The sequence below is a fragment of the Cryobacterium sp. TMT2-14 genome (assembly GCF_004402465.1).
In the GTDB taxonomy this organism is placed as follows: Bacteria; Actinomycetota; Actinomycetes; order Actinomycetales; family Microbacteriaceae; genus Cryobacterium; species Cryobacterium sandaracinum.
The window spans coordinates 12069-37725 of sequence record NZ_SOFV01000014.1 but is presented as its reverse complement, the minus strand read 5'-3'; the positions used below and the strand labels follow the sequence as shown (position 1 = coordinate 37725).

Annotated in this window: 23 protein-coding genes; 18 read left to right on the top strand and 5 right to left on the bottom strand. The window is 66.8% G+C overall.

The annotated features are described in order from the left end of the window. Positions 1 to 55: 55 nt before the first annotated feature. Positions 56 to 610 carry a GNAT family N-acetyltransferase gene (locus E3O28_RS05680; RefSeq protein WP_134415391.1) on the top strand — a complete coding sequence of 185 codons (555 nt, stop codon included), beginning with the start codon at positions 56 to 58 and terminating at the stop codon, positions 608 to 610. Here E3O28_RS05680 and E3O28_RS05675 read toward each other — a convergent pair. The 3 genes from E3O28_RS05675 to E3O28_RS05665 form a co-directional block, all read right to left on the bottom strand. Further along, positions 607 to 2034, bottom strand: a complete 1428-nt coding sequence (locus E3O28_RS05675) for a deoxyribodipyrimidine photo-lyase (protein ID WP_134342290.1) — start codon at positions 2032 to 2034, stop codon at positions 607 to 609. The two genes, E3O28_RS05680 and E3O28_RS05675, sit on opposite strands and share 4 nt — an antisense overlap. Further along, entirely contained in the window at positions 2031 to 3068 is a 1038-nt protein-coding gene (locus E3O28_RS05670; RefSeq protein ID WP_241973027.1) for an NADP-dependent oxidoreductase, read from the bottom strand. The genes E3O28_RS05675 and E3O28_RS05670 overlap by 4 nt, the downstream gene beginning before the upstream one ends. Positions 3069 to 3486: 418 nt before the next feature. Continuing rightward, the gene (locus E3O28_RS05665) at positions 3487 to 4104 is read right to left on the bottom strand and encodes a YqaJ viral recombinase family protein (RefSeq protein WP_233191382.1); all 618 of its coding nucleotides are present in this window, start codon (positions 4102 to 4104) and stop codon (positions 3487 to 3489) included. A gap of 235 nt (positions 4105 to 4339) precedes the next feature. Here E3O28_RS05665 and E3O28_RS05660 point away from each other — a divergent pair, with 235 nt between their 5' ends. From E3O28_RS05660 to rplL, 4 genes are all read left to right on the top strand, one after another. Continuing rightward, the gene (locus E3O28_RS05660) at positions 4340 to 5089 is read left to right on the top strand and encodes a response regulator transcription factor (protein WP_104100770.1); all 750 of its coding nucleotides are present in this window, start codon (positions 4340 to 4342) and stop codon (positions 5087 to 5089) included. Further along, entirely contained in the window at positions 5086 to 6594 is a 1509-nt protein-coding gene (locus E3O28_RS05655; protein ID WP_241973026.1) for a HAMP domain-containing sensor histidine kinase, read from the top strand. Before E3O28_RS05660 ends, E3O28_RS05655 begins: the two co-directional genes overlap by 4 nt. A 430-nt stretch (positions 6595 to 7024) precedes the next feature. Beyond that, positions 7025 to 7540 carry a 50S ribosomal protein L10 gene (gene rplJ, locus E3O28_RS05650; protein WP_104100771.1) on the top strand — a complete coding sequence of 172 codons (516 nt, stop codon included), beginning with the start codon at positions 7025 to 7027 and terminating at the stop codon, positions 7538 to 7540. A 52-nt stretch (positions 7541 to 7592) separates the two neighbouring features. Next, positions 7593 to 7976: a 50S ribosomal protein L7/L12 gene (gene rplL, locus E3O28_RS05645; RefSeq protein ID WP_104100772.1), complete on the top strand. Its 384-nt coding sequence runs from the start codon at positions 7593 to 7595 to the stop codon at positions 7974 to 7976. Between the two features lie 136 nt (positions 7977 to 8112). Here rplL and E3O28_RS05640 read toward each other — a convergent pair whose 3' ends face one another. Beyond that, complete coding sequence (locus tag E3O28_RS05640; protein WP_104100773.1) at positions 8113 to 9147, bottom strand: LacI family DNA-binding transcriptional regulator; 1035 nt, start codon at positions 9145 to 9147, stop codon at positions 8113 to 8115. Positions 9148 to 9460: 313 nt separating this feature from the next. On the opposite strand from E3O28_RS05640, the gene E3O28_RS05635 reads away from it, so the two are divergent. The 9 genes from E3O28_RS05635 (at position 9461) to E3O28_RS05595 (ending at position 19097) form a co-directional block, all read left to right on the top strand. Next, complete coding sequence (locus tag E3O28_RS05635) at positions 9461 to 10777, top strand: ABC transporter substrate-binding protein (RefSeq protein WP_104100774.1); 1317 nt, start codon at positions 9461 to 9463, stop codon at positions 10775 to 10777. A 155-nt stretch (positions 10778 to 10932) separates the two neighbouring features. After that, entirely contained in the window at positions 10933 to 12066 is a 1134-nt protein-coding gene (locus E3O28_RS05630; protein WP_134415390.1) for a sugar ABC transporter permease, read from the top strand. Further along, on the top strand, positions 12063 to 13037 hold the full coding sequence (locus E3O28_RS05625; RefSeq protein WP_104100776.1) for a carbohydrate ABC transporter permease: 975 nt from the start codon (positions 12063 to 12065) through the stop codon (positions 13035 to 13037). Before E3O28_RS05630 ends, E3O28_RS05625 begins: the two co-directional genes overlap by 4 nt. Before the next feature lie 102 nt (positions 13038 to 13139). Then, complete coding sequence (locus E3O28_RS05620) at positions 13140 to 15080, top strand: ABC transporter ATP-binding protein (RefSeq protein WP_104100777.1); 1941 nt, start codon at positions 13140 to 13142, stop codon at positions 15078 to 15080. Between the two features lie 10 nt (positions 15081 to 15090). Then, complete coding sequence (locus E3O28_RS05615) at positions 15091 to 16455, top strand: cystathionine beta-synthase (RefSeq protein ID WP_104100778.1); 1365 nt, start codon at positions 15091 to 15093, stop codon at positions 16453 to 16455. 23 nt (positions 16456 to 16478) lie between these two features. Beyond that, a complete protein-coding gene (locus E3O28_RS05610; protein WP_104100779.1) occupies positions 16479 to 17633 on the top strand; it encodes a cystathionine gamma-synthase in 1155 nt (384 codons plus the stop codon). A gap of 346 nt (positions 17634 to 17979) precedes the next feature. Further along, the gene (locus E3O28_RS05605) at positions 17980 to 18576 is read left to right on the top strand and encodes an amino acid permease (RefSeq protein ID WP_166784754.1); all 597 of its coding nucleotides are present in this window, start codon (positions 17980 to 17982) and stop codon (positions 18574 to 18576) included. Positions 18577 to 18687: 111 nt separating this feature from the next. Further along, positions 18688 to 18891 carry a hypothetical protein gene (locus E3O28_RS05600; RefSeq protein ID WP_134415388.1) on the top strand — a complete coding sequence of 68 codons (204 nt, stop codon included), beginning with the start codon at positions 18688 to 18690 and terminating at the stop codon, positions 18889 to 18891. After that, the gene (locus E3O28_RS05595; RefSeq protein ID WP_134415387.1) at positions 18879 to 19097 is read left to right on the top strand and encodes a hypothetical protein; all 219 of its coding nucleotides are present in this window, start codon (positions 18879 to 18881) and stop codon (positions 19095 to 19097) included. Before E3O28_RS05600 ends, E3O28_RS05595 begins: the two co-directional genes overlap by 13 nt. Here E3O28_RS05595 and E3O28_RS05590 read toward each other — a convergent pair. Continuing rightward, complete coding sequence (locus E3O28_RS05590; RefSeq protein WP_134415386.1) at positions 19069 to 21099, bottom strand: beta-galactosidase; 2031 nt, start codon at positions 21097 to 21099, stop codon at positions 19069 to 19071. The two genes, E3O28_RS05595 and E3O28_RS05590, sit on opposite strands and share 29 nt — an antisense overlap. Positions 21100 to 21294: 195 nt before the next feature. Here E3O28_RS05590 and E3O28_RS05585 point away from each other — a divergent pair, with 195 nt between their 5' ends. The 4 genes from E3O28_RS05585 (at position 21295) to E3O28_RS05570 (ending at position 25594) form a co-directional block, all read left to right on the top strand. Next, complete coding sequence (locus tag E3O28_RS05585; protein WP_134415385.1) at positions 21295 to 22596, top strand: extracellular solute-binding protein; 1302 nt, start codon at positions 21295 to 21297, stop codon at positions 22594 to 22596. A 187-nt stretch (positions 22597 to 22783) separates the two neighbouring features. Beyond that, entirely contained in the window at positions 22784 to 23653 is an 870-nt protein-coding gene (locus tag E3O28_RS05580; protein WP_134372054.1) for a sugar ABC transporter permease, read from the top strand. Positions 23654 to 23655: 2 nt separating this feature from the next. Next, positions 23656 to 24561 carry a carbohydrate ABC transporter permease gene (locus E3O28_RS05575; protein WP_134415384.1) on the top strand — a complete coding sequence of 302 codons (906 nt, stop codon included), beginning with the start codon at positions 23656 to 23658 and terminating at the stop codon, positions 24559 to 24561. Positions 24562 to 24580: 19 nt separating this feature from the next. Further along, positions 24581 to 25594, top strand: a complete 1014-nt coding sequence (locus tag E3O28_RS05570; protein WP_134371970.1) for a LacI family DNA-binding transcriptional regulator — start codon at positions 24581 to 24583, stop codon at positions 25592 to 25594. Positions 25595 to 25657 lie beyond the last annotated feature (63 nt).

The following is a 25657-nucleotide window of genomic DNA, read 5'->3' as shown; positions in this document are numbered from 1 at the left end:
GTGCGCGCTCTCGCATGCAGTGGTGGGATGGTGGGGGCGTCGATAAGCTGGATCGGTGATCGAGATTCGCACGGCGACGGCGACGGATGCCGCGGCGCTGGCCGAGCTGGCCGTCGCCACCTTCGCGCTCGCCTGCCCGCCACACACCTCGGCCGAGGCCATCGCCGCGTTCCTGCGTGACGTGCTCGCGGAGGGCAACTTCGACGCCTACCTGGCCGACCCGGACCGGCTGATTCTCGTGGCCGAAGTGGCCGGGGAGGCCGGGGCGGCCGGGGCGGCCGGGGTCATGCTCGGCTACACGATGCTCGTATTCGCAGAGCCGGCCGATGACGATGCGCGGGCGGCGGCCACGATCCGACCCACGGCGGAACTGAGCAAGTGCTACCTGCGCGCCGAGACGCACGGCCGCGGGGTGGCGGCGGCCCTGATGAACGCGACCCTGGACGCCGCCCGGGCGCGGGGCGCGGCCGGCAGCTGGCTGGGCGTGAACCAGGAGAACGCGCGGGCCATTCGCTTCTACGAGAAGAACGGGTTCGTCACGGTCGGCGAGAAGCGCTTCCTGGTGGGCGAACGGTACGAGGACGACTTCGTGCTGGAGCGGGCGCTCTAACCGGTGCCCTCCGCCCCGGCCGCGCGGGCCGCGATCGACTGCTCCTTCATCCCCTTGATCTGTTCGTAGGCGGCGAGGGCCGCCCGTCTCGTCTCGCCGAGGTCGACGATCGGGGCCGGGTAGGCATCCGTGCCGTATTCCGGCACGTTCTGACGGATGTACTCCGCGTTTGGATCGAACTTCTTCGCCTGCAGCTCCGGGTTGAAGACCCGAAAGAAGGGGGCGGCGTCGGCGCCGGACCCGGCCACCCACTGCCAGCCGAACGGGTTGCTCGCGGCGTCGGCGTCGACGAGGGTGTCCCAGAACCACTGCTCTCCGAGCCGCCAGTCGATCAGCAGGTTCTTGATCAGGAACGATGCCGTCACCATGCGCACTCGATTGTGCATGCTGCCGGTGCGCCAGAGTTCTCGCATGCCGGCGTCGACGAGCGAGATCCCGGTGCGGCCGCGCTGCCAGGCTTCGAGCACGCGCTGGTCAAGTTTCGGCCAGGGGAAAGCGTCGAATTCGGGCCGCAGGTTGACGGTGGCGAGGGTGGGGTTGGTGAACAGCACGTGGTAGCTGAACTCCCGCCAGCCGATCTCGGTAAGGAATCGGGTCGCACTGGCCTGGGCGGGCCCGGTGAGGCCGATCCTGGCCCGCTCGGTTGCATGCCAGATCTGGAATGGACTGATCTCGCCCCAGCGCAGGTGCGGCGACAGACGCGAGGTGACCGCCTGGGCCGGCTCGTCGCGCTCGTCGCCGTACCGAGTGAGGGACTCGCTCAGGAAGGTCTCGAGCAGGCGGTGAGCGGAGTCCTCGCCGGGCTGCCAGGCGCCCCGCAGCCCGGCCGCCCAGTCGGGCCGGGTCGGCAGGAGGCCCCAGCCGGCGAGCGCGTCGGAGGGGATCTCTCCGGGGAAGCCGGGGATCGACTCGGGTGCGGGGTAGGGTGCGCGCGGCGGCGGGCCGGCCGTGCACGCCCGCCAGAAGGGGGTGAACACCGAGTAGGTGCCCCCCTGGCCGGTCTGGATCGTCCATGGCTCGAACAGGAGAGCGCCGGCAAAGCTGCGGGCCTCCGTTCCGGCCGCGGTGAGGCCCGACTTGATCCGGGTGTCCACCTCGCGCTCGGCGGCGCCGTAGCGACGGTTCCAGAATACGGCGTCGGCGCCGACGGATGCCGCGAGCGCCATGATCATGTCCTCGGCCGGCCCCCGGCGCAGCGTCAACCGGCCGCCCAGGCGTTCCAGCGAGTCGGCCAGCGCTGTCACGCTCCCGTGAAGCCACCACCGGGCCGCGCCACCGAGCGGCCGGACCGCAGGGGACTCCTCGTCCAGCACGTACACGGCCACGATCGGCTTGCCGCGTTCGAGCGCGGCCTGCAGGGCCGGGTTGTCCGCGAGGCGCAGGTCGTCGCGGAACCAGACGAGGGACGGGCCGTCGCCGCTCACGAGCGAGGCCCGGCAGAGTCGGAGCCGGAGTCCGCAGAGGAGCCGGTCGGGTCATCCGTCACCCGCAGCACGATCTTGCCGCGTGTGTGTCCCTCCTCGATCAGGCGGTGCGCCGCCGCGCCGTCTGCGAGGGGGAACACCCGGTCCACGTGCACCCGCACGGCGCCGTCGTCGATGAGTTCGGTGATGACGTCGAGGGTGTGCCCGGAGGGCGCCACTTTGAATCCGGTGGCACGGATGCCCGCGGCCGCGGCCTCCTCCGCCATGGTCGGCCAGCTTCCGGTCGGCGCGTTCACCAGGATTCCGCCGGGGCGCAGCACGCCGAGCGACCGAGTGCCGGTGTTGTCGTGAACATTGCCGACCAGGTCGATCACCGCGTCCAGCCCGGAGAGCACCTCGTCGAACCGGGTCTGGGTGTGGTCGATGACGACGTCGGCGCCGAGCTCTCGCAGGAAATCAAGGTTGCGGGTCGACCCGGTCGCGGTCACGTGGGCGCCGAAGGCCTTGGCAAACTGCACGGCGAAATGGCCGACCCCGCCGCTGCCGGCGTGAATGAGCATCCGTTGCCCGGGAGCCGCCGCGGCCAGGTCCACGACCATGCCCCACGCGGTGAGCGCCGCTACCGGTACAGCGGCCGCCTCGACGTGGCTGAGTTGCACGGGCTTGCGGGTGACGTTCAGGCTGGAGACGGTCACCAGCTCGGCGTAGCTGCCGGGGGTGCGGGGCACGCGGGCGATGCCGAAGACCGCGTCGCCGGGCTGCAGCGGGAACGCCTCGTAGGGCGCGCTGACCACGACGCCGCTGAAATCGAGTCCGAGCACGGTCGGGTAGCCGCGGATGGCCTTCGTGACGCCGCCGCCGGCCCTGGTTTTGGCATCGATCGGGTTGACTCCGGCGGCGACGACCCGCACGAGGAGTTCATCGAAAATCGCGATCGGGGCGTCCACCTCGGCCAGGTGCAGCTCGTCGGCCGGGCCGGGGCGGTCGATCACGAGGGCGCGCATGGTCGGTGAGTGATTCGTGGCGTTTCCCATCTGCCCATTCTCTCGTGGGTTGCGCGCCGCCGGGGCACAACCGGGACAAACCGGCACATCCCGGTGTCCCTCGAATTGGGGGTGCAAGAGGCCGAATCTGGTGGCGGCGAGGTCTGGCTGGAAGGGGGGCCAGGCGCATAGTCTGTCCACATAAAGGGGGACCGACCCCGGTGTGTGGAAGAGTCCCTGGTTTCCCGCATCCGGTCTCTCTTGGGTTCGGATCATCCCCCCACCGAGCCAGTACTCAGCACTCCGCCCGGCTCATCTGAAAAAGTCGTACCGCACCCGAAGCGGCGCGAACTTGCTCAATCAGTAGTGGCGTGACGCCGAGGGGAAAGCCGCCTGCGACACCCGGCAAGCGGCTTTCCCGCGGGCATCCGCGCGCTGCGAAACCGGTGGACGACCGGTGGACGACCGGTCAGGCCTGCGCGGGCGGTGGACCCGAGGTGGTCTGCTGGTTGAGCAGGGCGATCAGGTTGTTGGCGTACCCCACCAGGATCGCGATCTGGTCTTCGTCACGGTCGATCCACCGGCACTCGGGCTCGGCATTCACGGGGACGAAGTCCTGGTGCTGTTCCCAGACGAGCAGGGTGCGTTCGGCGCCGAGCACGTACTGCTGCCACCACACCTGACGCAAGTACGAGCGCGGGATGCTGCGCCAGGCCTTGCTCGTCGTCTTGATCTCGGCCAGTTCAAGGCCGCCGGCACCCTGGCCTGAACCGGTGCCGACGCCGTCGGGGGTGGCCAGGTGCCGCCGGTGGTGGGCCGCGTGGAACAGGGCCGTGCTGGGCTCGATGCCGTAGCGGCCGAGCACCCAGGCCGCGATCTCGGGCTCCCGGGCGCGCCCGTGGTCCGTGAAGCTGTTGCCGTTGAAGCTGCTGCCGTTGAGCTTGTCGTAGACGGCGGTCTGCAGCGATTTCGGGGTGGCGAGCTTGGCGACATCCGTGGCCGTGATCCCCTGGGCGCGGGCCCGCAGCCAGGTCACCCGGTCGGTGGAATCGGCAACGATGCGCCGGAGGTGCGCCGCGGCGACCAGGGGCGCCACCGGCCGGGCATCGACGGGCGACGGATGCACCTCCTCATCGAACAGGGAGAGCAGCTGGTTCGTCACTGTTCCATTGTGCCTGTTCGCCGGGCCTGCCCACGCCGGGCGGCATCAGCCGTCGCGCTATGGCTGCGGGGCGACAGCGGACGGATGACGGTTTCGCGTCACAGCAGAGACCAAGACTGCGCATAGCCGATTCATAGCCAACACTCGGATACTGGTAATCATGAGCACTAGCGAGAACGAGCGAGTGGTCCGCGCACCGCGCCTGACCAGGGCGGACGGCAGCGCCATCCGGGTGCTCGTGGTCGACGACGAACCCACGCTGACCGATCTGCTCCAGATGGCGCTGCGCTATGAGGGCTGGGAGGTGCGCACGGCCGGCGAGGGGCGTCAGGCGCTCACGATCGCCCGCGAATTCCGGCCGGATGCGATCGTGCTCGACATCATGCTGCCCGACCTCGACGGCCTGCAGGTGTTGCAACGCGTGCGGTCGGACGGCCACGAGACGCCCGTGCTCTTCCTCACGGCCAAGGACTCCCTCGACGACCGGCTCAAGGGGCTGACGGCCGGCGGCGACGACTACGTCACCAAACCGTTCAGCCTTGAAGAGGTCGTCGCCCGGCTCCGCGGGCTCATCCGCCGGTCCACCCTCACCGTGGCCGACTCCCTGGATCCCCGCATTTCGGTCGGCGACCTCACCCTCGACGAGGACAGCTACGAGGTGTTCCGCGGGGGAGACGCGATCGAGCTGACCGCCACCGAATTCGAACTGTTGCGCTTCCTGATGCGCAACCCCCGGCGGGTGCTCAGCAAGGCCCAGATCCTCGACCGGGTGTGGAGCTATGACTTCGGCGGCAAGTCCTCCGTCGTCGAGATCTACATCTCCTATCTGCGCAAGAAGGTCGACGCCGGCCGCGTGCCGATGATCCACACGGTGCGCGGCGCCGGCTATATGTTGAAGACCGCTTCGTGACCCCGAATTCTCCCCGCGAGCCGGGCGCTCGCCGGCGACGCGCGCCGTGGACCCTGCGCCGGCGGCTGGTGCTCGCCGTCGTCGGCCTCCTCGCCCTGGTCAGTATTGGTATCGGGATGGTCAGCGTCGCCATTCTCCGTGCCTCCCTGATCGACGGCCTCGACCAGCAGCTGCAAAGCGCGTCGGACCGGTCAGGCGCCGTGATCGACGTGCGCCGGGATGCGGACGACGAGGGCGGCAACGGGGCACTCTTCACACCGACGGCGCAGATGATTCTGTCCGGTCCGGCCCAGCAGCCTGGAACGCTGGCCCTGGTCTACGACGGCTCGACCGTCACGGCCGGCTACACGGAGGAGGAGAGCGGCGAGATCGCCAAGCTGACCGGTGAGCAGGTGCAGTTGCTGGCCGAACAGATGCGGGAATCGACCGCGGTGACGGTGCATCTCGGCGAAGACGCCGGCAGCTACCGGGTCAGGGCCGACACGACCCGCAACGGCACCCTTTACCTGGTGGGCCTGCCGCTCTCCGGGGTGCAGAACACGGTCACCCAGTTGGGCATCATCATTGCGGTGGTCTCCCTGGTCGGCATCCTCATCGTCGCGATTCTGGCCACCTGGATCGTGCGGCTCGCCCTGCGCCCGTTGGTGCGCGTGACCGAGACGGCGGCGCGGGTGTCCGAGCTCCCCCTGGACCGTGGGGAGGTCTCGCTCGTCGACCGGGTACCGGCCGCCGACACCGACCCCCGCACCGAGGTCGGCCGGGTGGGATCGGCGCTGAACCGCATGCTCGACCACGTGGACGTGGCGCTCGAAACACGTCAGGCCAGTGAGCGCAAGGTGCGCCAGTTCGTCGCCGACGCCAGCCACGAGCTGCGCACGCCGCTGGCGTCGATCCGCGGCTACGCCGAACTCACCCGCCGCTCCGACCAGGAACTGCCGCCGGACGCGCTGCATTCCCTGGGGCGGATCGAGTCGGAATCGGTGCGGATGACCGGCCTGGTCGAAGACCTGCTGCTCCTCGCCCGTCTCGACGAAGGCCGGGAGCTGGTCAGCAGCCCGGTCGACCTGACCAGCCTGATCGTGGACGTCGTCAGCGACGCCCACGCCGCCGGCCCGGGACGGGTGCTGGGCCTGGAGCTGCCCGACGAGCCGGTGGAAATCGTCGGTGATGCCGCGCGGCTGCACCAGGTGTTCGCCAACCTGCTCGCCAACGCGCGTATCCACACGCCCCCCGAGACCACGGTCGACGTGGCCCTCGCACGCCAGAACGACCGCGTTATCCTGACAGTGACGGATGACGGCCCCGGCGTCCCCGAGAACCTCCGGGCCACACTGTTCGAGCGTTTCGCCCGCGGCGACAGCACGCGCTACCGGGGAACGGGCAGCACGGGCCTCGGCCTGGCCATCGCCCACGCGGTCGTGGCCGCGCACCAGGGCGAGATCGAGGTCGAGAGCCGCCCCGGTTTCACGTGTTTCCGCGTCTCCCTCCCCGTCGCGCTCGCCTGACCCCGTCCCGTGCCGGTGCGTGGTCTGCCCGGTTCGCCATGCGAATTCGACGGAGATTTTGCTCCAGAACAAGGTTTTGAACCCGAAACCGGCCATTTCGGGCAAAATCTCCGTCGAATTGGTTCAGGGTCGGGTTCAGGAGTCGCAGGCGGGCAGCGGGCAGCGGGAGGCGGGTTCGGGGATGCAGTGAACGGATGCCGATTTGCACCGGCCTCCACCATCCCGTATCGTTGGAGAAAGCCAAAGACCGCCGGTTATTGCCGTGTAGAAATGCACTGGCAATCGAAGGTTCATTCACGTGAACGGCCCGCGCAGGATTCGAAGTCAGACTGCATTCTTTCGGAATGCGTTCCCAGCTCCGGCGCCTGCGCCGGAGCTTTTTTCGTGTCTGCTCCCCGGGCTACCGGCACATGAAACCAAGAGGAGCGCCATGGCGAACAAGGAAGCAACGGTCGCCGAGCTTACGGAGAAATTCCAGAGCTCGACCGCCGTTCTGCTCACCGAGTACCGCGGTCTCACTGTTGCGCAGCTCAAGTCGCTGCGCGTTTCCATCAGTGCGGACGCCACGTACGCCGTGGTGAAGAACACGCTGACCAAGATTGCGGCGAACAACGCCGGCATCACGTCGTTTGACGACGAGCTTGTCGGTCCGTCCGCAATCGCATTCGTTCACGGAGACCCTGTCGCCGTTGCGAAGACCCTGCGTGCCTTCACCAAGGCAAACCCTCTCCTGGTAGTGAAGGGTGGTTACTTCGACGGTAACCCGCTCACCGCCGCAGAGGTAGGCAAGCTCGCCGACCTCGAGTCCCGCGAAGTGCTGCTGGCCAAGCTGGCCGGCGCATTCAAGGCCTCGCTGTTCGGAGCCGCATATCTGTTCAACGCACCGCTGTCGAAGGCTGTTCGCACCATCGACGCGCTGCGTGAGAAGCAGGAGTCCGCGAACTAGGCATCTGCCTGGCATCGCGGTGAGTAACTAAGAAACTATAGGGAGAAAAATCATGGCAAAGCTTTCCACCGAGGAATTGCTCGAACAGTTCAAGGGCCTCACCCTCATCGAACTCTCCGAGTTCGTCAAGGCGTTCGAGGAGACCTTCGAGGTCACCGCCGCTGCACCGGTCGCCGCTGCCGGCGCTGCCGGTCCCGCCGCCCCCGTTGAAGAGGTCGAAGAGCAGTCCGCTTTCGACGTCATCCTCGAGGCTGTCGGCGACAAGAAGATCCAGGTCATCAAGGTTGTGCGCGAGCTCACCAGCCTGGGCCTCGGCGAGGCCAAGGCCGTCGTCGATGGCGCGCCGAAGGCCGTCCTCGAAGGCGTTTCCAAGGAAGCCGCTGAAAAGGGCAAGGCTGCTCTCGAAGCTGCCGGCGCCACCGCCGTCCTCAAGTAGTCGGGGCGCCGCGACGGGTTCTCTGCTTCTCGTAGAGGCGTGACGGCGCAAGCCGTCCACACAGAGAAGGCGTCGCATCCATCGGATGCGGCGCCTTCTGTCGTTATGCCCGTTCCGTCAGGCCCGACGCACGGTGTCAGCCCCCGTGGGTGAGCCGTGGGCCGCTGGTGCTCGAGCGGATGACCAGGTTCGTGGGCAGCCGGGTCAGGTGATCCTCGTCGCCGTGCTGAGTGGGGTTCTCCAATTCCGTCAGGAGGGCCTGCACCGCGAGCCGGCCCTGTGTGCGCGGGTGCTGCTCGAGGGTGGTCAGACGGAACATATCGGCATACGGATGTCCGTCGATCCCGATCACGGACAGGTCGGCCGGCACCTGGATGCCCAGTTCCCTGGCGGCGACGATCAAACCGATCGCGATCTCGTCGCTCGCGGCGAAGACCGCGGTGGGGCGGGTGCGCGGGTCGCCGAACACGGCGAGGCCCACCTCGTAGCCGCCCGGCATCGTGAACTCGCAGGCGTAGAACAGGCCCGAGCGTTCGGTGGGCAGGCCGGCGGCGCTCATGGCGGCGTAGAAACCGGTGAGCCGGTTGCTGTGCACCTGGAAGTCCATCTCGTCTTCTTTGCTGCCGCCGATGTGCACGATGTCCGTGTGCCCCAGGCTGAGCAGGTGCTCGGTGGCGAGCCGGGCCGCGGCAACGTCGTCGATGGCGATCGTGTCCACGCCGCGGATGGGTCCGCCGATTCCGACCAGCGGGCGGCCCAGACGGTGCAGCAGGGTGACCTCCTCATCGCTGAGCGCCACACCGACCGAGATCACTCCGTCGAAGCGTTTGCGCGCGAGGAAGTACTCGAAGACCCTCTCCCGTTCGGGTGAGGGTGCCGGCAGGTTGTAGAGGGTCATGTCGTACCCCTTGTCCAGCAGCGCCTGTTCCATGCTCTCCAGAACCTCGGAGAAAAACCAGCGGCTGATGAACGGGATGATCACGCCGATGCTCTTGGTTCGGCCGGTGACGAGGCTGGCCGCGTTGGGTGAAGCGACGTAACCAATCTCCCTGGCTGCAGCGATGACCTTGATCCGGGTCTGCTCCGACACATAGCCACGACCGCTCAGGGCACGGGAGGCTGTGGCCTTCGCGACGCCGGCGAGGCGTGCGACATCCGCAATTGCGCTCATTCCAGCCTCCGCCCTTGGACCCGTTTCCAACACTGTACAGCTCTGGCAGGCCCGCTGGAACCGGTTCCATTATATCCGCCGGAATGCGACACGTCCCGCGGGACGAACTTTCGAAGGTGTCGTGGCGGGAGTGCGATCTTTGCCATTCCGTGACAAATCTGGTCTTGCGATTCGGCCCGGCGTACCGTACCTTGTGGTGTGGAACCGGTTCCTTATCTGATCGTTTTCGGTACAGAAGCTGTTCCTGCAGCACCTGGGTGTTTGTCCGGGGATATCCCCGGCGCATCTTCATCAAACTCAACGAGGAGGAAAAATGCGGTCATTCCACCGCCGAATCACAGCACCCATTGCCATTGCGGCGATCGCCGGTCTGACCTTGGCCGGCTGTTCCGGTGGCCCCGGCAGCACGAACACCGACTCCGGAGCTGAAGGCGACGGCGTCGTCTCCGTCTACGGCACCATCGGTGACACCGAGGCCAAGCTCCTCGAGAAGTCCTGGGCTGCCTGGGAAGAAGAGAACAACATCGACATCCAGTACGAGGCGTCGAAGGAGTTCGAGGCTCAGATCGCCATCCGCGCCCAGGGTGGCAGTGCTCCCGACATCGCGATCTTCCCGCAGCCCGGACTGATGGCCGACCTTGCCAGCCGCGACTTCCTCAAGCCTGCCCCGAAAGCCGTCGAAGACAACGTCGACGAGTTCTGGTCCAAGGACTGGAAGGCCTACGGCACCGTCGGGGACACGTTCTACGGCGCGCCACTGATGGCCAGCGTCAAGGGCTTCATCTGGTACTCCCCGGCTAAGTTCACCGAGTGGGGTGTCGAAGTTCCCGAGACCTGGGACGAACTCCTCGCCGTGACGAAGACCATCCAGGAGAAGACCGGCAGCGCCCCGTGGTGCGCCGGATTCGGCTCGGGCGACGCCACCGGCTGGCCGGGCACGGACTGGGTCGAAGACCTCGTCCTGCGTCAGGCCGGAGCGGAGACCTACGACAAGTGGGTTGCCAACGAGATCCCGTTCACGGACCCCGCAATCAAGGCCGCCTTCGACTCCGTCGGAGAGATCCTGCTGAACCCTGCCAACGTCAACGCCACGTTCGGTGATGTCCGCTCGATCAACAGCACCCCGTTCGGTGACGTGGCCACGCCGCTCGCCGCAGGAACCTGCGCGCTGCACCACCAGGCATCCTTCTTCGACGGCTTCATCACGGATGCCGGCGGAGAGGTCGGTCCCGACGGTGACGTCTGGGCCTTCATCACCCCGGCCGAAGAGGCCGGCAGCCAGGCCGTGACCGGTGGTGGCGAGATCGTCGCCGCATTCGCGGATGACGCCGACACCCAGGCCGTTCAGACGTACCTCTCCAGCGACGACTGGGCTAATAGCCGGGTGAGCCTCGGTGGAGTCATCAGCGCCAACTCGGGTCTTGACCCGGCCAACGCGAAGAGCCCCATCCTGCAGGAAGCCATCAAGATCCTTCAGGACCCGGAGACCACCTTCCGCTTTGACGCCTCCGACCTGATGCCCGGCTCCGTGGGCGCCGGCACCTTCTGGAAGGGAATGGTCAACTGGATCAACGGAGCCCCGACCGACGAGGTTCTCACCAGCATCGAAGCCGGCTGGCCCTCCAGCTAGTTCAATTCGGAACCAGCTCATCTAACAGCACCACAACCGTGCGGGTCGTCCTCCTGAAAAGGGGCGACCCGCACTCCCCTGCTGGTGTACCGTGGCGGTAGTTTTCCGCCCCACCAGCAAACTGTGAGCCCGCAGTCGTATTCGAGAGGTTTCATATGTCGGCGTTCCTTGCCTGGCTGGCTGACTTGCCGCCCCTGGTCCAAGTCCCCATCATCATCCTCGCGTTCGTCGCCCTGGTGGCCGCGATCCTGCTCGTCGTCGAGATAGCCCCGCGCAAGGGCACCGGCTACACCGTCATCCGTCTCGCCGTCTGCGTCGCCGCCCCGCTGCTCATCCTGCTCGCCGCGGGATCATACTGGTGGGCCATCGCCGCGGCCGCCGTGCTCGGCGGAGTCTTCTTCATCGTCGACTACCGCTCACGCTCCGGCGCCGGCTACCTCTTCCAGCTCTTCGGCTTCCTCGCTCCGGCCATCCTGCTCCTCATCGTCGGACTCATCATCCCGACCATCCAGACCACGGTGCAGGCGTTCATGAACTCCCGCGGAACCGAGTTCATCGGCCTCGACAACTTCGTCTGGGTGTTCACCCAGCCGGAGGCCATCCGCACGGTGCTCAACACGATCGTCTGGGTGCTCATCACTCCGCTCGTGTCTACGATCGCCGGCCTGGCCTATGCGGTCTTCATCGACAAGAGCCGCGGCGAGAAGTACTTCAAGATCATGGTCTTCATGCCCATGGCCATCTCTTTCGTCGGGGCGTCCATCATCTGGCGCTTCGTCTACACGGCCCGGCCGGCCGACCAGAACCAGATCGGCCTGCTCAACCAGGTTGTGGTGTGGTTCGGCGGCCAGCCCGTCGACTTCCTCGCCAACGCACCCTGGAACACGGTCTTCCTGATCGTCGTGCTGATCTGGGTGCAGACCGGCTTCGCCATGGTCGTGCTCTCCGCCGCCATCAAGGGCGTGCCTGCCGAGCAGATGGAGGCCGCCGAACTCGACGGCACCAACGCCTGGCAGAAGTTCACCAACGTCACGGTGCCCGGCATCCGCGGCGCCCTCGTCGTCGTGTTGACGACGATCTCCATCGCCTCCCTCAAGGTCTTCGACATCGTCCGGACCATGACCGCAGGCGCCAACGACACCAGCGTCATCGCGAACGAGATGTACACGCAGTTCAAGAACTTCGAGCAGGGCCGGTCCGCCGCCTTCGCCGTGATCCTGTTCCTGCTCGTGCTCCCGATCGTCGTCTACAACGCCCGCCAGATTCAGAAGCAGAGGGAAATCCGATGAGCGCGATTCTTCCGGTTGAGCTCCCCGTCGACAAGAACACCAAGAGCCAAACTCGCCGAGGCGAGCGCCGTCAGGAGTTCGCGGCGGCCAAGCGCACCAAGAAGCGGTTGACCAGCCGAGGCGCCACGATCGCGGCGCTCGTGATCGCCGTGCTCTGGACCGTTCCGACCTTCGGGCTCTTCGTCTCCTCCTTCCGCCCGGCGCAGGAAGTACGCACCACCGGCTGGTGGACGCTCTTCTCGAACTGGGGTCTGACCATCGACAACTACAGCGATGTGCTCCAGGCCGGCAACAGTCAGCTGAATCTGGCCGGTGCGTTCATCAACTCGATCGCGATCACCCTGCCGGCCACACTGCTGCCGCTGATCATCGCCAGCCTCGCGGCCTACGCATTCGCCTGGATCGACTTCCGCGGCAAGAACGTGCTGTTCATCGCGGTTTTCGCGCTGCAGATCGTTCCGCTGCAGATGGCCCTCGTGCCGCTCTTGCAGTTCTTCTCGCGGGGTGAGGTCTTCGGCTTCCCGGTGGTCTCCTCGATCAGCGACGCCGGCGGCTACTCGCAGGTGTGGATCGCGCACACGATGTTCGCCCTGCCGCTCGCCATCTACCTGCTGCACAACTTCGTGTCGGAGATTCCCGCCGACGTCATCGAGGCGGCGCGGGTCGACGGCGCCGGTCACGGGCAGATCTTCTTCCGCATCGTGCTGCCGCTGACCATGCCGGCGATCGCATCCTTCGCCATCTTCCAGTTCCTCTGGGTCTGGAACGACCTGCTCGTGGCGCTGATCTTCGCCGACGGTGCGGTGGCGCCGATGACCAAGCTGCTAGCCGAGATCACCGGTACCCGAGGCCAGGACTGGCACCTGCTCACGGCCGGCGCGTTCATCTCGATCCTGGTTCCGCTGATCGTGTTCTTCTCCCTGCAGCGCTACTTCGTGCGCGGCCTGCTGGCCGGTTCGACGAAGGGCTAGCCGCATCAGCGACTGTGCCCGTTCCGCCGCTGGCGCCCACCCGGGCCGCCGGTGTTCGGAACGGGCACATTTGTGTGCCGCGCGGGAGTTTAGAGTGAATTCATGAGTGGAATGCACGGTGGCGGCGGCGGTCGACGGGGGCGGGTCAGTGGCGCGGATGTCGTGGCGCAGCGGGCCGAGAACGCCGAGGCCCCGCGCATCCCGAATTTGCTTCGCCGGATCATCGGCCTGTTCGCGCCGCACCGCGCGAAGCTCACGGTCACCGTGGTTCTCGTATTCATCAGCGCGGCGCTCTCCGTCGTGCCGCCCCTGCTCGTGCAGCGGGCCTTCGACGAGGGGCTCTTCCCGCCCGGCGGCAGCCCGGACGTGCAGCGTCTCGCCGTGCTCGTGGGGGTGATGATCGCCATCTACCTGGGGACGCAGTTGCTCGGCGTCTGGCAGGCCTGGCTCACCGCCACGGTCGGCAACTCGGTGATGGGTGCCCTGCGGGTGCGGCTGTTCACCCACTTGCAGGCGATGGAGCTGAGCTTCTTCACTCGAACGAAGACGGGCGTCATCCAATCCAGGCTGCAGAACGATGTCGGCGGCGTCGCGAGCGTGCTCACCAACACCATCTCCAGTCTGCTCGGCAACGTCGTGACCGTGATCGCGGCGCTCGTCGCGATGCTCCTGCTGAGCTGGCAGCTGGCGATCGTCGCCATCATCCTGATGCCCGTGCTCGTCTTTGCCCAGCGCCGAGTCGGCCAGGTGCGGGCCCGCATCGCGTCCAGGACGCAGGAGTCGCTCTCGGATATGACGGCGATCACGCAGGAGACGCTGAGCGTATCCGGCATCCTGCTCTCGAAAAGCTTCACCCGCCAGAAGACCGAGATCCATCGGTATGCCGACGAGAATGCCAACCAGGTCGAGTTGCAGATCAGCCAGCAGATGAGCGGCCAGTGGTTCTTCGCCACGGTGAGCATCTTCCTCTCCAGCATCCCGGCGATCGTCTACCTCGTGGCCGGTCTGCTGATGGGCAGTGGAACGACCGACATCACGGCGGGCACGATCGTGGCCTTCACGACCGTGCAGTCACGGCTGCTGTTCCCGCTGCTCGGCCTGATGCGCGTTGCCCTCGACCTGCAGACCTCAAGCGCCCTGTTCGCCCGCATCTTCCAGTACCTCGACCTCCGGCCCGCGATCCGCGACGCCCCCGACGCCGCCCCCGTGCCGGCCCGCGGCGAGGCCGTCGGCCGGGTCGCCTTCGACGGGGTCACCTTCGCCTACCCGGATGCCGGCGCGGAATCGCGCCCCACCCTGGACGACGTTTCCTTCACGATCGAGCCGGGCCAGTTCGCGGCCTTCGTCGGCCCGTCCGGGGCAGGCAAGACCACCGTGTCCTATCTCATCCCGCGCTTCTACGAGGCCTCGGCCGGGCGGGTACTCTTCTCCGGCGTCGAGGTGCAGGGCCTCCAGCAGCAGTCCCTCGTCTCCCACATCGGCATCGTCAGCCAGGAGACCTACCTCTTCCACGCGACCATCGCCGAGAACCTCCGCTACGCGAAACCGGAGGCGACGGATGCCGAGCTCGAGGCCGCGGCCCGGTCGGCGAGTATCCACGACACGATCGCATCCTTCCCCGCCGGCTACGACACCCTGGTGGGGGAGCGCGGCTACCGGCTCTCCGGCGGCGAGAAGCAGCGCATCGCCATCGCGCGGGTGCTGCTCAAGGACCCCGAGGTGCTGATCCTCGACGAGGCCACCAGCGCCCTGGACGCCATCTCCGAGCGCGTCGTTCAGGCGGCCCTGGACACCGCTTCCCGCGGGCGTACGACCATCGCCATCGCGCACCGGCTGTCGACCATCGTGTCCGCCGACGTCATCTTCGTCGTCGACGCCGGCCGGATCGTAGAGAGGGGCACCCACGCCGAACTGCTCAAAGACGATGGCGTCTACGCGCGGCTGTACTCGGAGCAGGTCACCTCGCCGACGCCCACGGCACCCACTCCGCTCACGCCGATAGAGTTGACCCGGCTCGAATCCGTGACGAAGAACCCTCGATGAAGGACTCTCGATGAAAATTGCCGACACCGTTCTCGACCTCATCGGTGACACCCCCCTGGTCAGGCTGCACAAGGTGACGGCTGACGTCAGCGCCACCGTGCTGGTCAAGCTGGAGTACCTGAACCCGGGCGGCTCCGCGAAGGACCGCATCGCGGTGCGCATCATCGATGCCGCCGAACGGGACGGCCTCCTGCTTCCCGGCGGCACCATCGTCGAGCCGACCTCGGGCAACACGGGCGTCGGCCTCGCTCTCGTTGCCCAGCAACGCGGCTACAAGTGCGTGTTCGTGCTGCCGGACAAGGTGGGCGAGGACAAGCGCAACGTGCTCACGGCCTACGGCGCGGAGATTGTGGTGACCCCGACATCCGTCGCCCCCGACCACCCTGACTCCTATTACAGCGTGTCCGACCGGCTGGCCCGGGAGATCCCGGGGGCTTTCAAGCCCAACCAGTACTTCAACCCGAACGGCCCGCTCAGCCACTACGAGACGACCGGGCCCGAGATCTGGCGCGACACCGACGGCACGATCACCCACTTCGTCGCGGGCGTCGGCACCGGCGGCACCATCACCGGTACCGGACGGTACCTGCGCGAGGTCTCGGGAGAGAGCGTGCGCATCATCGGCGCCGATCCGGAGGGCTCGGTGTACTCCGGTGGCACCGGCCGGCCGTATCTGGTCGAGGGCGTGGGCGAGGACTTCTGGCCGGGCGCCTACGACCCGGAGGTCGTGCACGAGGTGATCGCCGTCTCCGACGCCGACTCCTTCGCGATGACCCGCCGGCTCGCCCTCGAAGAGGGCATTCTGGTCGGAGGTTCGAGCGGCATGGCCGTCGTCGCCGCCCTGCGCGCGGCGAAAACCCTCGGCGCCGACGACACCATCGTCGTGCTGCTGCCCGACGGCGGGCGCGGCTACCTGGGCAAGATCTTCAATGACGGCTGGATGCGCAGCTACGGTTTCAGCAACGCGCCCGCCGGGCACACGGTCGGCGACCTGCTCTCGTCCAAGACCGGCGCCCTGCCGCCGTTCGTCTACGTGCACCCCAGCGCCACGGTGCACGACGCCATCGGAGTCATGACCGAGGCCAGCGTCTCCCAGGTGCTGGTGCTCACCGAAAAGCCCCCGGTGGTGATGGGCGAGGTCGTCGGCGCGGTCGACGAACGCCGGCTGATGGAACTCGTCTTCTCCGGCGAAGCGAAACTGGCCGACCGCGTCGGCGAGTTCGTCGCCGACTCCCTCCCGCTGATCGGGGTGAACGAGCCCGTCGCGGCCGCGCGCGCCGCCTTCGCCGACCACGATGCGCTCCTCGTCACCGACGGCGGCAAACCCCTCGGCGTCATCACCCGCCACGACCTGCTCACCTACCTGAGCGCCTGAACAGCATGACTAAGGACGAATCAATGGCTCGCACACGAAACTTCGACACCATCGCCATCCACGCGGGGCAGGAATTCGACCCGACGACCGGCGCCGTGATCCCGCCCATTTACCAGACGTCCACGTATGTGCAGGAGAGCATCGGCCACCTGCGCGGCGGCTACGAGTACAGCCGCGGCGGCAACCCGACCCGCACCGTGCTCGAGACCCTGCTGGCCGCGCTGGAGGGCGGAAAGCACGGCCTCTCCTTCGCCAGCGGGCTCGCCGCGGAGGACACCATCCTGCGCGCGCTGCTCGCACCGGGCGACCACATCGTGCTCGGCAACGACGTCTATGGCGGCACGCACCGGCTGATCAACCGGGTGCACGGTGCCTGGGGCATCCTCAACTCCACCGTGGAGATGAGCGACCTCGCCGCCGTCGAACAGGCCATCATCCCGGGCGAGACGAAGATCCTCTGGGTGGAGACGCCCAGCAATCCATTGATGAAGGTCTGCGACATCGCCGCTCTGGCCCGGATCGGCCACCGCTTCGGCGTGACCGTGATTGTGGACAACACGTTCGCCTCGCCCGCGCTGCAGCAGCCGCTGGCCTTGGGGGCCGACGTCGTCGTGCATTCCACCACGAAGTACCTCGGTGGCCACTCCGACGTGCTCGGCGGCGCCCTGATCATCAACGACGACGAGCTCGCCGAGAAGGCCCAGTTCCTGCAGTTCGCCGCCGGCCCCGTCTCGGCCCCGATGGATGCCTGGCTCACCGTGCGCGGAATCAAGACCCTCTCGGTGCGGATGGACCGCCACTGCAGCAACGCCCAGGCGATCGCCGAGCACCTGCAGGGCCACCCGGCGATCGACCGGGTCTACTACCCCGGCCTGCCGACGCACCCGGGCCACGAGCTGGCGAAGAAGCAGATGAGCGGCTTCGGCGGCATGCTGTCGATCTCCTTCGCGGGCGGCGCGGCCGCTGCGCGTTCCTTCGCCGAGGCCACGCAGCTGTTCCAGCTGGCTGAATCGCTCGGCGGCGTGGAATCGCTGGTCAACTACCCCTCCGAGATGACCCACGCGTCGGTTCGCGGCACCGAACTCGAAGTGGCGGACAACATCATCCGTCTGTCCGTGGGCATCGAAGGCGTTGCCGACCTCATCGACGACATCGACCGGGCGCTCGCGGCCGTCTAGGCGGACAGGTCCGTACAGCCGCGGCGGCCCTGGCTGATGCGGCATCGCGGCTCAGGGAGATTACCTCCGCTTCGAACGAATTCGACGGAGATTTTGCCAGGATCAGCAGGAAACACGCCCAGAAGACGGTTTTACACCACAATCTCCGTCGAATTGGTTCGGAACAGGACACCGCGCTCCGATTGGGACTCACTCCTCGAGCCTGACGGTTTTTGCACGGAGTGTGTCTTTTCTTTGCCATTTCCGCCGTACCCCCGGTGCGGCAGCACGGTCAGATGACCACTTCCTCTCAGGCTCTGTTCCTGCAACCGGCTGTTCCTGCAACCGGCTGTTCCTGCAACCGGCTGTGCCGGCGACGGATGCCGCGCTGGCCCGAGCCGGCAGCCTCGGCCTGGTACAGGGCACGGCCCCGTATATCGCGGCGGTGCTCGGCGCCGGCATTCTCGCGCTGCCGGGCTTGGCCGGCACTGCGGCCGGGCCGGCGTCGCTGGTCGCGGTGTTCGTCTCTCTTCTGTCGATCCCGGTGGCCAGCACGTTCGCCGCCCCGGCGGCCCGCTATCCGGACCCTGGCGGCGTCGCCAGCTATGTGCGCCGGGCCCTCGGCCCGACCTGGGCACGGACGACCGGGTACTCGTTCTTCTTCGGCGTCGGTTTCGGCGGGCCGGTGGTCGCGGTGCTCGGGGCCGAGTACGTCGTGGCCATCGGCGGTGCCGTGGGTCGTGTTCCTGATTCTCATTCCGCTTTTTGGTCGAACTACCTCGGCCTGCGCGCCTCCGGTGCGGTGCAGCTGCTTCTCACCGGAGCGCTCCTGTTCGTCGTTGTCGGCGTGGTGGTACTGGCGTTCCCGGTTGCCGACCCCGGCAACTTTGTACCGTTCCTGCCGCAGGGCTGGGGCGGCGTCGGCACCGCGATCAGCCTGTTCGTGTGGGCCTTCGCGGGCTAGGAGGTCGGCACGCACATCGCGGCGGAGTTCACGAACCCCGGAGGGGTCACCCCCCTCGCCACGGCGGTCGCCCTCGTCCTGGTCGGCATCGCCTACCTGGCCCTGCAGTACGTGACCGTCGCCGTTCTGGGCCGGGCCGCGGGGCGGGGGCAGGTTGCGCCGCTCGAGCTGGTCGCAACGAACGCGCCCGGCGTCGGTCCGGTTTTCGTCGCCGTGATTGCCGCTGTCGCGGCCGTCGGAGTGCTCAACGTCTACCTCGGGGCGTTCATCCTGATCCACACGAGTTCGATGGTGGCCATCATGTGCTCGGCATGATCGCGGCCGTGCGTCTGCTCGACCGCCACACGCTGGGCTGGTGGCTGGCCGTCGTGTCGGTCGTGCTCACGGTCGGCCTCCTCATTCTCGCCGGTCTCAATCTGCTCGTTCCCGCGGTACTGGCCAGTGTGGCCGTGGCCGTGCGGCTGGTGAAGCGGTGGCAGCTGTCGCGCCGTGCTACCGGGAGTGGTGTACAACCCGGGTGAGCCCGGCGGGGACCAGTACGGTTCCGGTCACGACTGCATCAGTCAGGAGCTCGGTGCCGACGGCCGGGCATGGCCGGTCGGCATCCGTGTGGTTGATCAGAAATAGGAAATCGCCGGTGTCGTTCGACCGGGTGACCCTCTCGACGCCGTCGATGCCGGGGGCGGCATCGACACCTGCCGTGTCGAGCACGTCGAGCATTAGGGAATCGAGGTCGGCGCCGGTGAGCCGGGTCGAAATGTACCAGGCCGAGCCGGCCCCGAAAGCATTGCGGGTGATGGCCGGTCCGCCCTTGGCCGGGCCGTCCAGATACCGGGCCAGCACCTCGGCCGTGGAGACCGCGATGTCGTCGGCCCACAGGGTGCCGGTGCGGGAGTCGCTGAGGGTAACCGTTTCGTTCTCGTGCAGTGGCAGGAATTCGGGGATGCACAGGCCGAGCACCTCGCGCAGGGCGCCGGGAGCGGCGCCGAGGTAGACCGTGTCGTTATCGTCGACGATGCCGGAGAAGTACGACACGACCAGGTGGCCGCCTGCCCGAACGTACGCGGTGAGGTTGGCGGAGGCCGTCGGGCCAACCAGGTAAAGGCTTGGGGCGATCACGAGGTCGTAGCTGCCGAGGTCGGCGGTCGGGTGAGCGAAGTCCACCGTCACATTGCGGTCCCACAGCGCTGTGTAGAAGGCCTCGACGCGCTCGCGGTGGCCCAGCTCGACGCTGGGGCGCCACTCCAAGTCCTGCGCCCAGAACGATTCGGTGTCCCAGAGCAACGCGACCCGAGCGCGCACGCGGGAGGTGCGCACGGGCTCCAACGCGCCGAGGGTCTGGCCCAACGCCAGGACCTCGCGCCACAGCCGGGTCTCGGCGCCGGCGTGCGGCAGCATGGCGGAGTGGAACTTCTCCACGCCAAAGCGTGAGGCCCGGAACTGGAAGAACAGAATGCCGTCCGCACCACGCGCGAGGTGGGAGAGCGAATTTCGGGCTAGTTCACCCGCCCGCTTGGCGATGTTGCGCGGCTGCCAGTTCACAGCCCCGGTTGAGTGTTCCATCAGGATCCACGGCGCTCCGCCAGCCAGCGACCGAGTGAGGTCGGCATCCATCGCCAGGAGCACGTGGTTGTCGGCGCGCTCGGCGACCAGATAGTGATCATTCGAGACGATGTCCACCTCCCTGCTCCACCGCCAATAGTCGGCAGAGAGGCAATTAGTTGCCATGAAGTTGGTGGTCACGGGAATATCGGGCGTGAACCGGCGGATGACGTCGCGCTCGCCGATGTAGCACTCCAGCAGCGCGTCGGAGGTGAACCGGTGGAAGTCGAGGCGTTGGGCCTGGTTGCTCACCGAGGCCGACTGGCGCGGGGCGTCGATTTCGTCCCATTCGCCATAGACCTGTCCCCAGAACGTGGTGCCCCACAGCTCGTTGAGTACTTCGAGGGTGCCGTAGCGCTTCCGCAGCCACACCCGGAAGGCCGCGACGGAGTGGTCGTCATAGGAATCGCTGATCGGGGCGCCGTACTCGTTGTGCACGTGCCAGAGCACGAGCGCGGGGTGGTTCGCGTACCGGCGGGCGAGTTGTTCCGTGATCGCCGCCGCTGCCCGGCGGTAGTCGGGGCTCGACGGGCTGACCAGGCCACGCGAGCCGTTGCCCAGCGTGATTCCGTCGCGGGTGACGGGCCGGGAATCCGGGTATTTCTTCCAGAACCAGGCCGGTGGCGCGGCCGTGGGGGTGGCCAGGTCGACGTCGATTCCGGCCTCGTGCAGCAGCCCGATGATGTCGTCGAGCAGACCGAAGTCGTACTCCCCCTCGCGCGGTTCGAGCAGCGCCCAGGAGAAGATCCCGACGCTGACGAGGTTGATGCCGGCCTGCTGCATCAGCGCCACGTCCTCGAGCCAGGTCTCCCGCGGCCACTGCTCCGGGTTGTAATCGCCGCCGTAGCGCAGTCGGTTCGTGCCCTTCAGCCAGCGGTTCGTCGCTGACGGGAGCGTGGGTACTGCGGTCTCGATCGGCATTGGTCTGGATCTCCTTTTTACTGTGTGCGCTCCCAGTTTTAGCACAGGAACATCTGGGATGCGTAAATTTATCTGCGTGTTGACAACGAATATGATTGTGTGCGTGACTAGTACCGCTCACAGTCAGAGTCGAGTTTTGACGCGACGATGCCGCGGGCGCCAACTCACAGCACCAGCTTTCTTCAAGGAGGACGAATGCGCACGTCGATACGAATCGGGACGGTGGCCCTGGCCACCGCCGCAACACTGCTCATGGCAGGTTGTTTAACGGATGCCGCGGGCGGTGACTCCGGGCCGGTCGAGCTCAACTACTGGGCCTGGGCCCCGAACCTCGACCAGGTCGTCGACACCTGGAACGCCGAGAATCCGGACATCCAGGTTACGGTTCAGAAGCAGGACGGCGGCGACCCGGCCATCACCAAACTTCTCACGGCCATCAAGGCCGGCAGCGGAGCTCCCGACCTGATCCAGGCGGAGTACCAGAAGATCCCGACCCTGGTCTCCTCCGACGCCCTCGCCGACATCTCCGAGCTAGGCGCCAATGACGTGGAGGACGAATTCGCCGTCGGCGTCTGGGACTCCGTCACTCTCGGCTCCGACGCCGTCTACGCCATCCCGCAGGACACCGGGCCGATGATGTTTTATTACCGCGCCGACATCCTCAAGCAGCTCGGCCTGGCCGTTCCCACCACGTGGGACGAATACGCCCAAGTGGCGCGCGCCGTGCACGCCTCCGACCCGGCCAAGTACCTGGGCACCTTCTCGTCGAATGACGCCGGCTGGTTCACCGGCATGGCGCAGCAGGCCGGTGCCTCCTGGTGGGGCATCGATGGCGAGTCCTGGAGCGTCAACATCGACGAGACCCCCACCAAGACGGTCGCTGGCTACTGGGGCGGCCTCGTGGAAGAGGGAGTCATCGACAACAAGCCGATGTACACGCCCGAGTGGAACGCCGGCCTCAACAGCGGCGAACAGGTCGGCTGGCTGAGCGCCATCTGGGCACCCGGCGTCCTGGCGGGCAACGCCGCGGACACCGCCGGTCTCTGGATGGCCGCACCCATGCCACAGTGGGACGCCTCGGCGCCCGCCACGGGCAACTGGGGTGGCTCCTCGACCGCGGTTACCACGCAGTCGAAACACCAGGAAGCCGCCACCGAGTTCGCCACCTGGCTGAACACCGACCCCGACGCAGTGCAGGCGCTCGTCACCGCGACGGGCATCTACCCCGCCAACGTCGATGCCGCCGCCTCCGCGCTCACGGCGCCGCCGGAGTTCTTCAATAACCAGCCCGACTTCTATGAGGTGGCCGCCGAGGTCGCCCAGACCGTGACCCCGTTCAGCTACGGACCAAACGTCAACGTCGCCTATAGCGCGTACAACGACGAATTCGCCAAGGCTGCCGACGCGAGGAAGAAGAGTGCATTCCTCGACGCCATCGCGGCAATGCAGACGATCACCACGGCCGACATGAAGAAGAGCGGCTTCACCGTCAAGTAACACCCAGCACCATCCGGGCCGCCCGCCGCGCGGGCGGCCCGTTCACACCGAACACCGTGACCGCGTCGATTGAGGACAATCCGTGACAGTGATAGAGGCCCCCGTGGCCACCAGGAGCAGCACACCGCCTCCGCAGCAGCGTAGGGAGAAGGGCAAGTTCCGCTCGAGGGTGCTCGTGCCCTACGCGATGCTGGCGCCGGGCATCATCCTGTTCGTGGTCTTCATGGCCGCACCCATCGTCTACACACTCTTTCTCAGTTTCCAGAAGACCAAGGTCTCCGGACTGGGTCTGGGCGCCGGCGCACGCTCGACCGTCTTCGCGGGCATCGACAACTACGCCGCCACCCTCACGAACGCCGAATTCGGTGCCAGTGTGGGGCGCGTCCTGCTCTACGGCCTCATCCTGATCCCCGTGATGCTGGGTCTGGCCCTGCTGTTCGCCCTGTTGCTCGACTCCCGGCGAACGCGGGCCACCGGGTTCTCCCGCACCGCGATCTTCCTGCCGTTCGCCGTGCCGGCCGTGATCAGCTCCCTCCTCTGGGGATTCCTGTACCTACCCGCCGTGAGCCCGTTCTACTTTCTCTTCGAACGGTTCGGCTGGGACGTCCCGTCGCTGCTCTCCTCGTCGGGCGTCATCTTCGCGATCGCCAACATCGCCCTGTGGGGCGGCGTCGGCTTCAACATGATCGTGATGTACACCTCGCTGAAGTCGGTGCCCACCGACATCTACGAGGCTGCGAAGCTCGACGGCTGCACCGAGGTGCAGATCGCACGGCGCATCAAGATCCCGATCATTGCCCCCGCCATCGTGATGACCGCCCTGTTCTCGATGGTGGCCACGCTGCAGGTCTTCGCCGAGCCGACCACCCTGCGACCACTCACGAACTCCCTGTCCACCAGCTGGTCACCGCTGATGCTGGTCTACCGGGACGCCTTCACCCGTGACGACATCTACTCGGCGGCCGCAACCTCGATCGTCATCGCCGTCGTGACCTTCGCCTTCTCATTCCTGTTCCTGCGCGTTGTGCAGAAACGCGCATTCGGTCAGGAGGACTGACCATGACCACCTCATCCACCGTGACCCGTCCAGGCCGCGCCCTGCTCAAGGCAGAGCGCGTCGCCGCCCGCACCTTCCGCCAGAAGGCCAGCCCGGTCTCTACGGGCATCCTTCTCCTCGGCGCCATCTACTGCCTCTTCCCTGTCTTCTGGGTGTTGATGGCCTCGAGCAAGGATGCCTCCGAGCTTTTCTCCACGTTCACGCTGATGCCGAGTTCGCACCTCTGGGACAACATCGTGGAGCTGAGCCGGTACCGCGACGGCCTCTACTGGCGCTGGGTGCTCAACACGGCGATCTACGCCGGCGTCGGCGCCCTCGCCTCCACCTGGGTCTCGGCGATCTCCGGCTACGTTCTGGCCAAGTTCGAGTTCCCCGGCAAGCGCGCGGTCTTCGCGGTGCTGCTGATGGGAGTGCTCGTGCCCGGCGTCATCCTCGCCATCCCGCAATACTTCCTGCTGGCCGAGGTCGGCCTGACCAACACGATCTGGTCCGTGCTGCTGCCGCAGATCATCAGCCCCTACGGCATCTATCTGGCGCGCATCTACGCGGCGGCGTCGGTGCCCACAGAGGTTGTCGAGGCATCCCGCACCGAGGGAGCCGGTGAGCTCTACATCTTCAATCGCATCGCCCTGCCGATGATGGGCCCCGGGCTCGTGACGATCTTCCTCTTCCAGTTTGTGGCGGTCTGGAACAACTTCATGCTGCCCTACATCATGCTCGGCAATGACAGGCTCTTCCCGGTCACGGTCGGCCTGAGCGGCCTGCTCAATCAGGGTGCGACCGCGCCGTCCATGTACACGCTCGTAATCACGGGCGCCTTACTGTCGATCATCCCTCTGGTAATACTGTTCCTTGTGCTGCAGCGCTACTGGAAGGTCGACCTTGCTGCGGGCGCGGTCAAAGCCTGAGGATGGATAGAATTCTGACGTGACCCCGCCCCCTTCGAAGCGCCGGCCGACCATCGATGATGTGTCCGCAGCCGCCGGCGTATCCCGGGGAACGGTTTCTCGGGTGCTGAACGGCGGTCACTGGGTGGGTCCGGATGCTCTGGCGGCAGTGAACGCGGCCATCAAGAAGACGGGCTACCGGGTCAACCCGCATGCACGCAGCCTCGCCACCAGCCGCGCCAACTCGGTGGCCTTCCTTCTCACCGAGTCCCACGAGCGGTTGTTCGAAGACCCGAACTTCGCTGTACTGATGAGCGGGGCGTCGCGGGCGCTCTCCGTGCACGACATCTCGTTGGTCTTGATCATGGCGGGCAATGAGGACGAACAGCGCCGGGCCACGGAGTTCGTCACGGCGGGCCACGTCGATGGTGTGTTGCTGGTTTCCTCGCACAGTGGTCGCCGCGGACTGTCCGAGATCATCGCGGCCGGCGTGCCGGCGATTGCCTGTGGGGTGCCGTTGGGCTTCGAAAACAAGATGGGGTATGTGGCCGCCGACGACTACGAAGGCGCTCGGGAAATGGTGCGCTACCTGACCAGCCTCGGCCGCACTCGCATCGCTACCATCACCGGGCCAGAAGATACCTCCGGAGGCATGCGTCGCTTCGAAGCGTATGTCGATGAACGCGCCGATGTATTCGACGAGACGTATGTGGCCCATGGCGACTACAGCCGGTCGAGCGGCGCGGCGGCAATGACGGCTCTCCTGACACGGCACCCCGATCTGGACGCGGTGTTCGCCGCCAACGACGTGATGGCAGCCGGGGCACTCGATGTGCTTCTTGCGTCGGGCCGCCGAGTGCCGGAAGACGTCGCAGTCGGGGGCTTTGATGACGGTCCCATCGCGGCCACGACGCACCCTCCGCTCACGACCATGCGGCAGCCGTTCGACCGCATCAGCGAAGAAATGGTGCGCTTGCTCCTGCAGGTTATCGGGGGCGAACGCCCCGCTGCCATGGTTCTGCCGACTGATCTGGTGGTGCGCGAGAGCGCCTGATCAACCGAGGCGCAATGTGCGCCAGCGGGCGTCACCGGAGTGCATACTTGATTTGCGTTCACA

What these genes read in the sequence shown, in the direction of transcription:
- E3O28_RS05670 (WP_241973027.1), bottom strand. Translation starts at nt 3,068, where the DNA reads ATGGGAAACGCCACGAATCACTCACCGACCATGCGCGCCCTCGTGATC.
- E3O28_RS05660 (WP_104100770.1), top strand. Translation starts at nt 4,340, where the DNA reads ATGAGCACTAGCGAGAACGAGCGAGTGGTCCGCGCACCGCGCCTGACC.
- rplJ (WP_104100771.1), top strand. Translation starts at nt 7,025, where the DNA reads ATGGCGAACAAGGAAGCAACGGTCGCCGAGCTTACGGAGAAATTCCAG.
- rplL (WP_104100772.1), top strand. Translation starts at nt 7,593, where the DNA reads ATGGCAAAGCTTTCCACCGAGGAATTGCTCGAACAGTTCAAGGGCCTC.
- E3O28_RS05640 (WP_104100773.1), bottom strand. Translation starts at nt 9,147, where the DNA reads ATGAGCGCAATTGCGGATGTCGCACGCCTCGCCGGCGTCGCGAAGGCC.
- E3O28_RS05635 (WP_104100774.1), top strand. Translation starts at nt 9,461, where the DNA reads ATGCGGTCATTCCACCGCCGAATCACAGCACCCATTGCCATTGCGGCG.
- E3O28_RS05630 (WP_134415390.1), top strand. Translation starts at nt 10,933, where the DNA reads ATGTCGGCGTTCCTTGCCTGGCTGGCTGACTTGCCGCCCCTGGTCCAA.
- E3O28_RS05625 (WP_104100776.1), top strand. Translation starts at nt 12,063, where the DNA reads ATGAGCGCGATTCTTCCGGTTGAGCTCCCCGTCGACAAGAACACCAAG.
- E3O28_RS05620 (WP_104100777.1), top strand. Translation starts at nt 13,140, where the DNA reads ATGAGTGGAATGCACGGTGGCGGCGGCGGTCGACGGGGGCGGGTCAGT.
- E3O28_RS05615 (WP_104100778.1), top strand. Translation starts at nt 15,091, where the DNA reads ATGAAAATTGCCGACACCGTTCTCGACCTCATCGGTGACACCCCCCTG.
- E3O28_RS05610 (WP_104100779.1), top strand. Translation starts at nt 16,479, where the DNA reads ATGGCTCGCACACGAAACTTCGACACCATCGCCATCCACGCGGGGCAG.
- E3O28_RS05590 (WP_134415386.1), bottom strand. Translation starts at nt 21,099, where the DNA reads ATGCCGATCGAGACCGCAGTACCCACGCTCCCGTCAGCGACGAACCGC.
- E3O28_RS05585 (WP_134415385.1), top strand. Translation starts at nt 21,295, where the DNA reads ATGCGCACGTCGATACGAATCGGGACGGTGGCCCTGGCCACCGCCGCA.
- E3O28_RS05580 (WP_134372054.1), top strand. Translation starts at nt 22,784, where the DNA reads ATGCTGGCGCCGGGCATCATCCTGTTCGTGGTCTTCATGGCCGCACCC.
- E3O28_RS05575 (WP_134415384.1), top strand. Translation starts at nt 23,656, where the DNA reads ATGACCACCTCATCCACCGTGACCCGTCCAGGCCGCGCCCTGCTCAAG.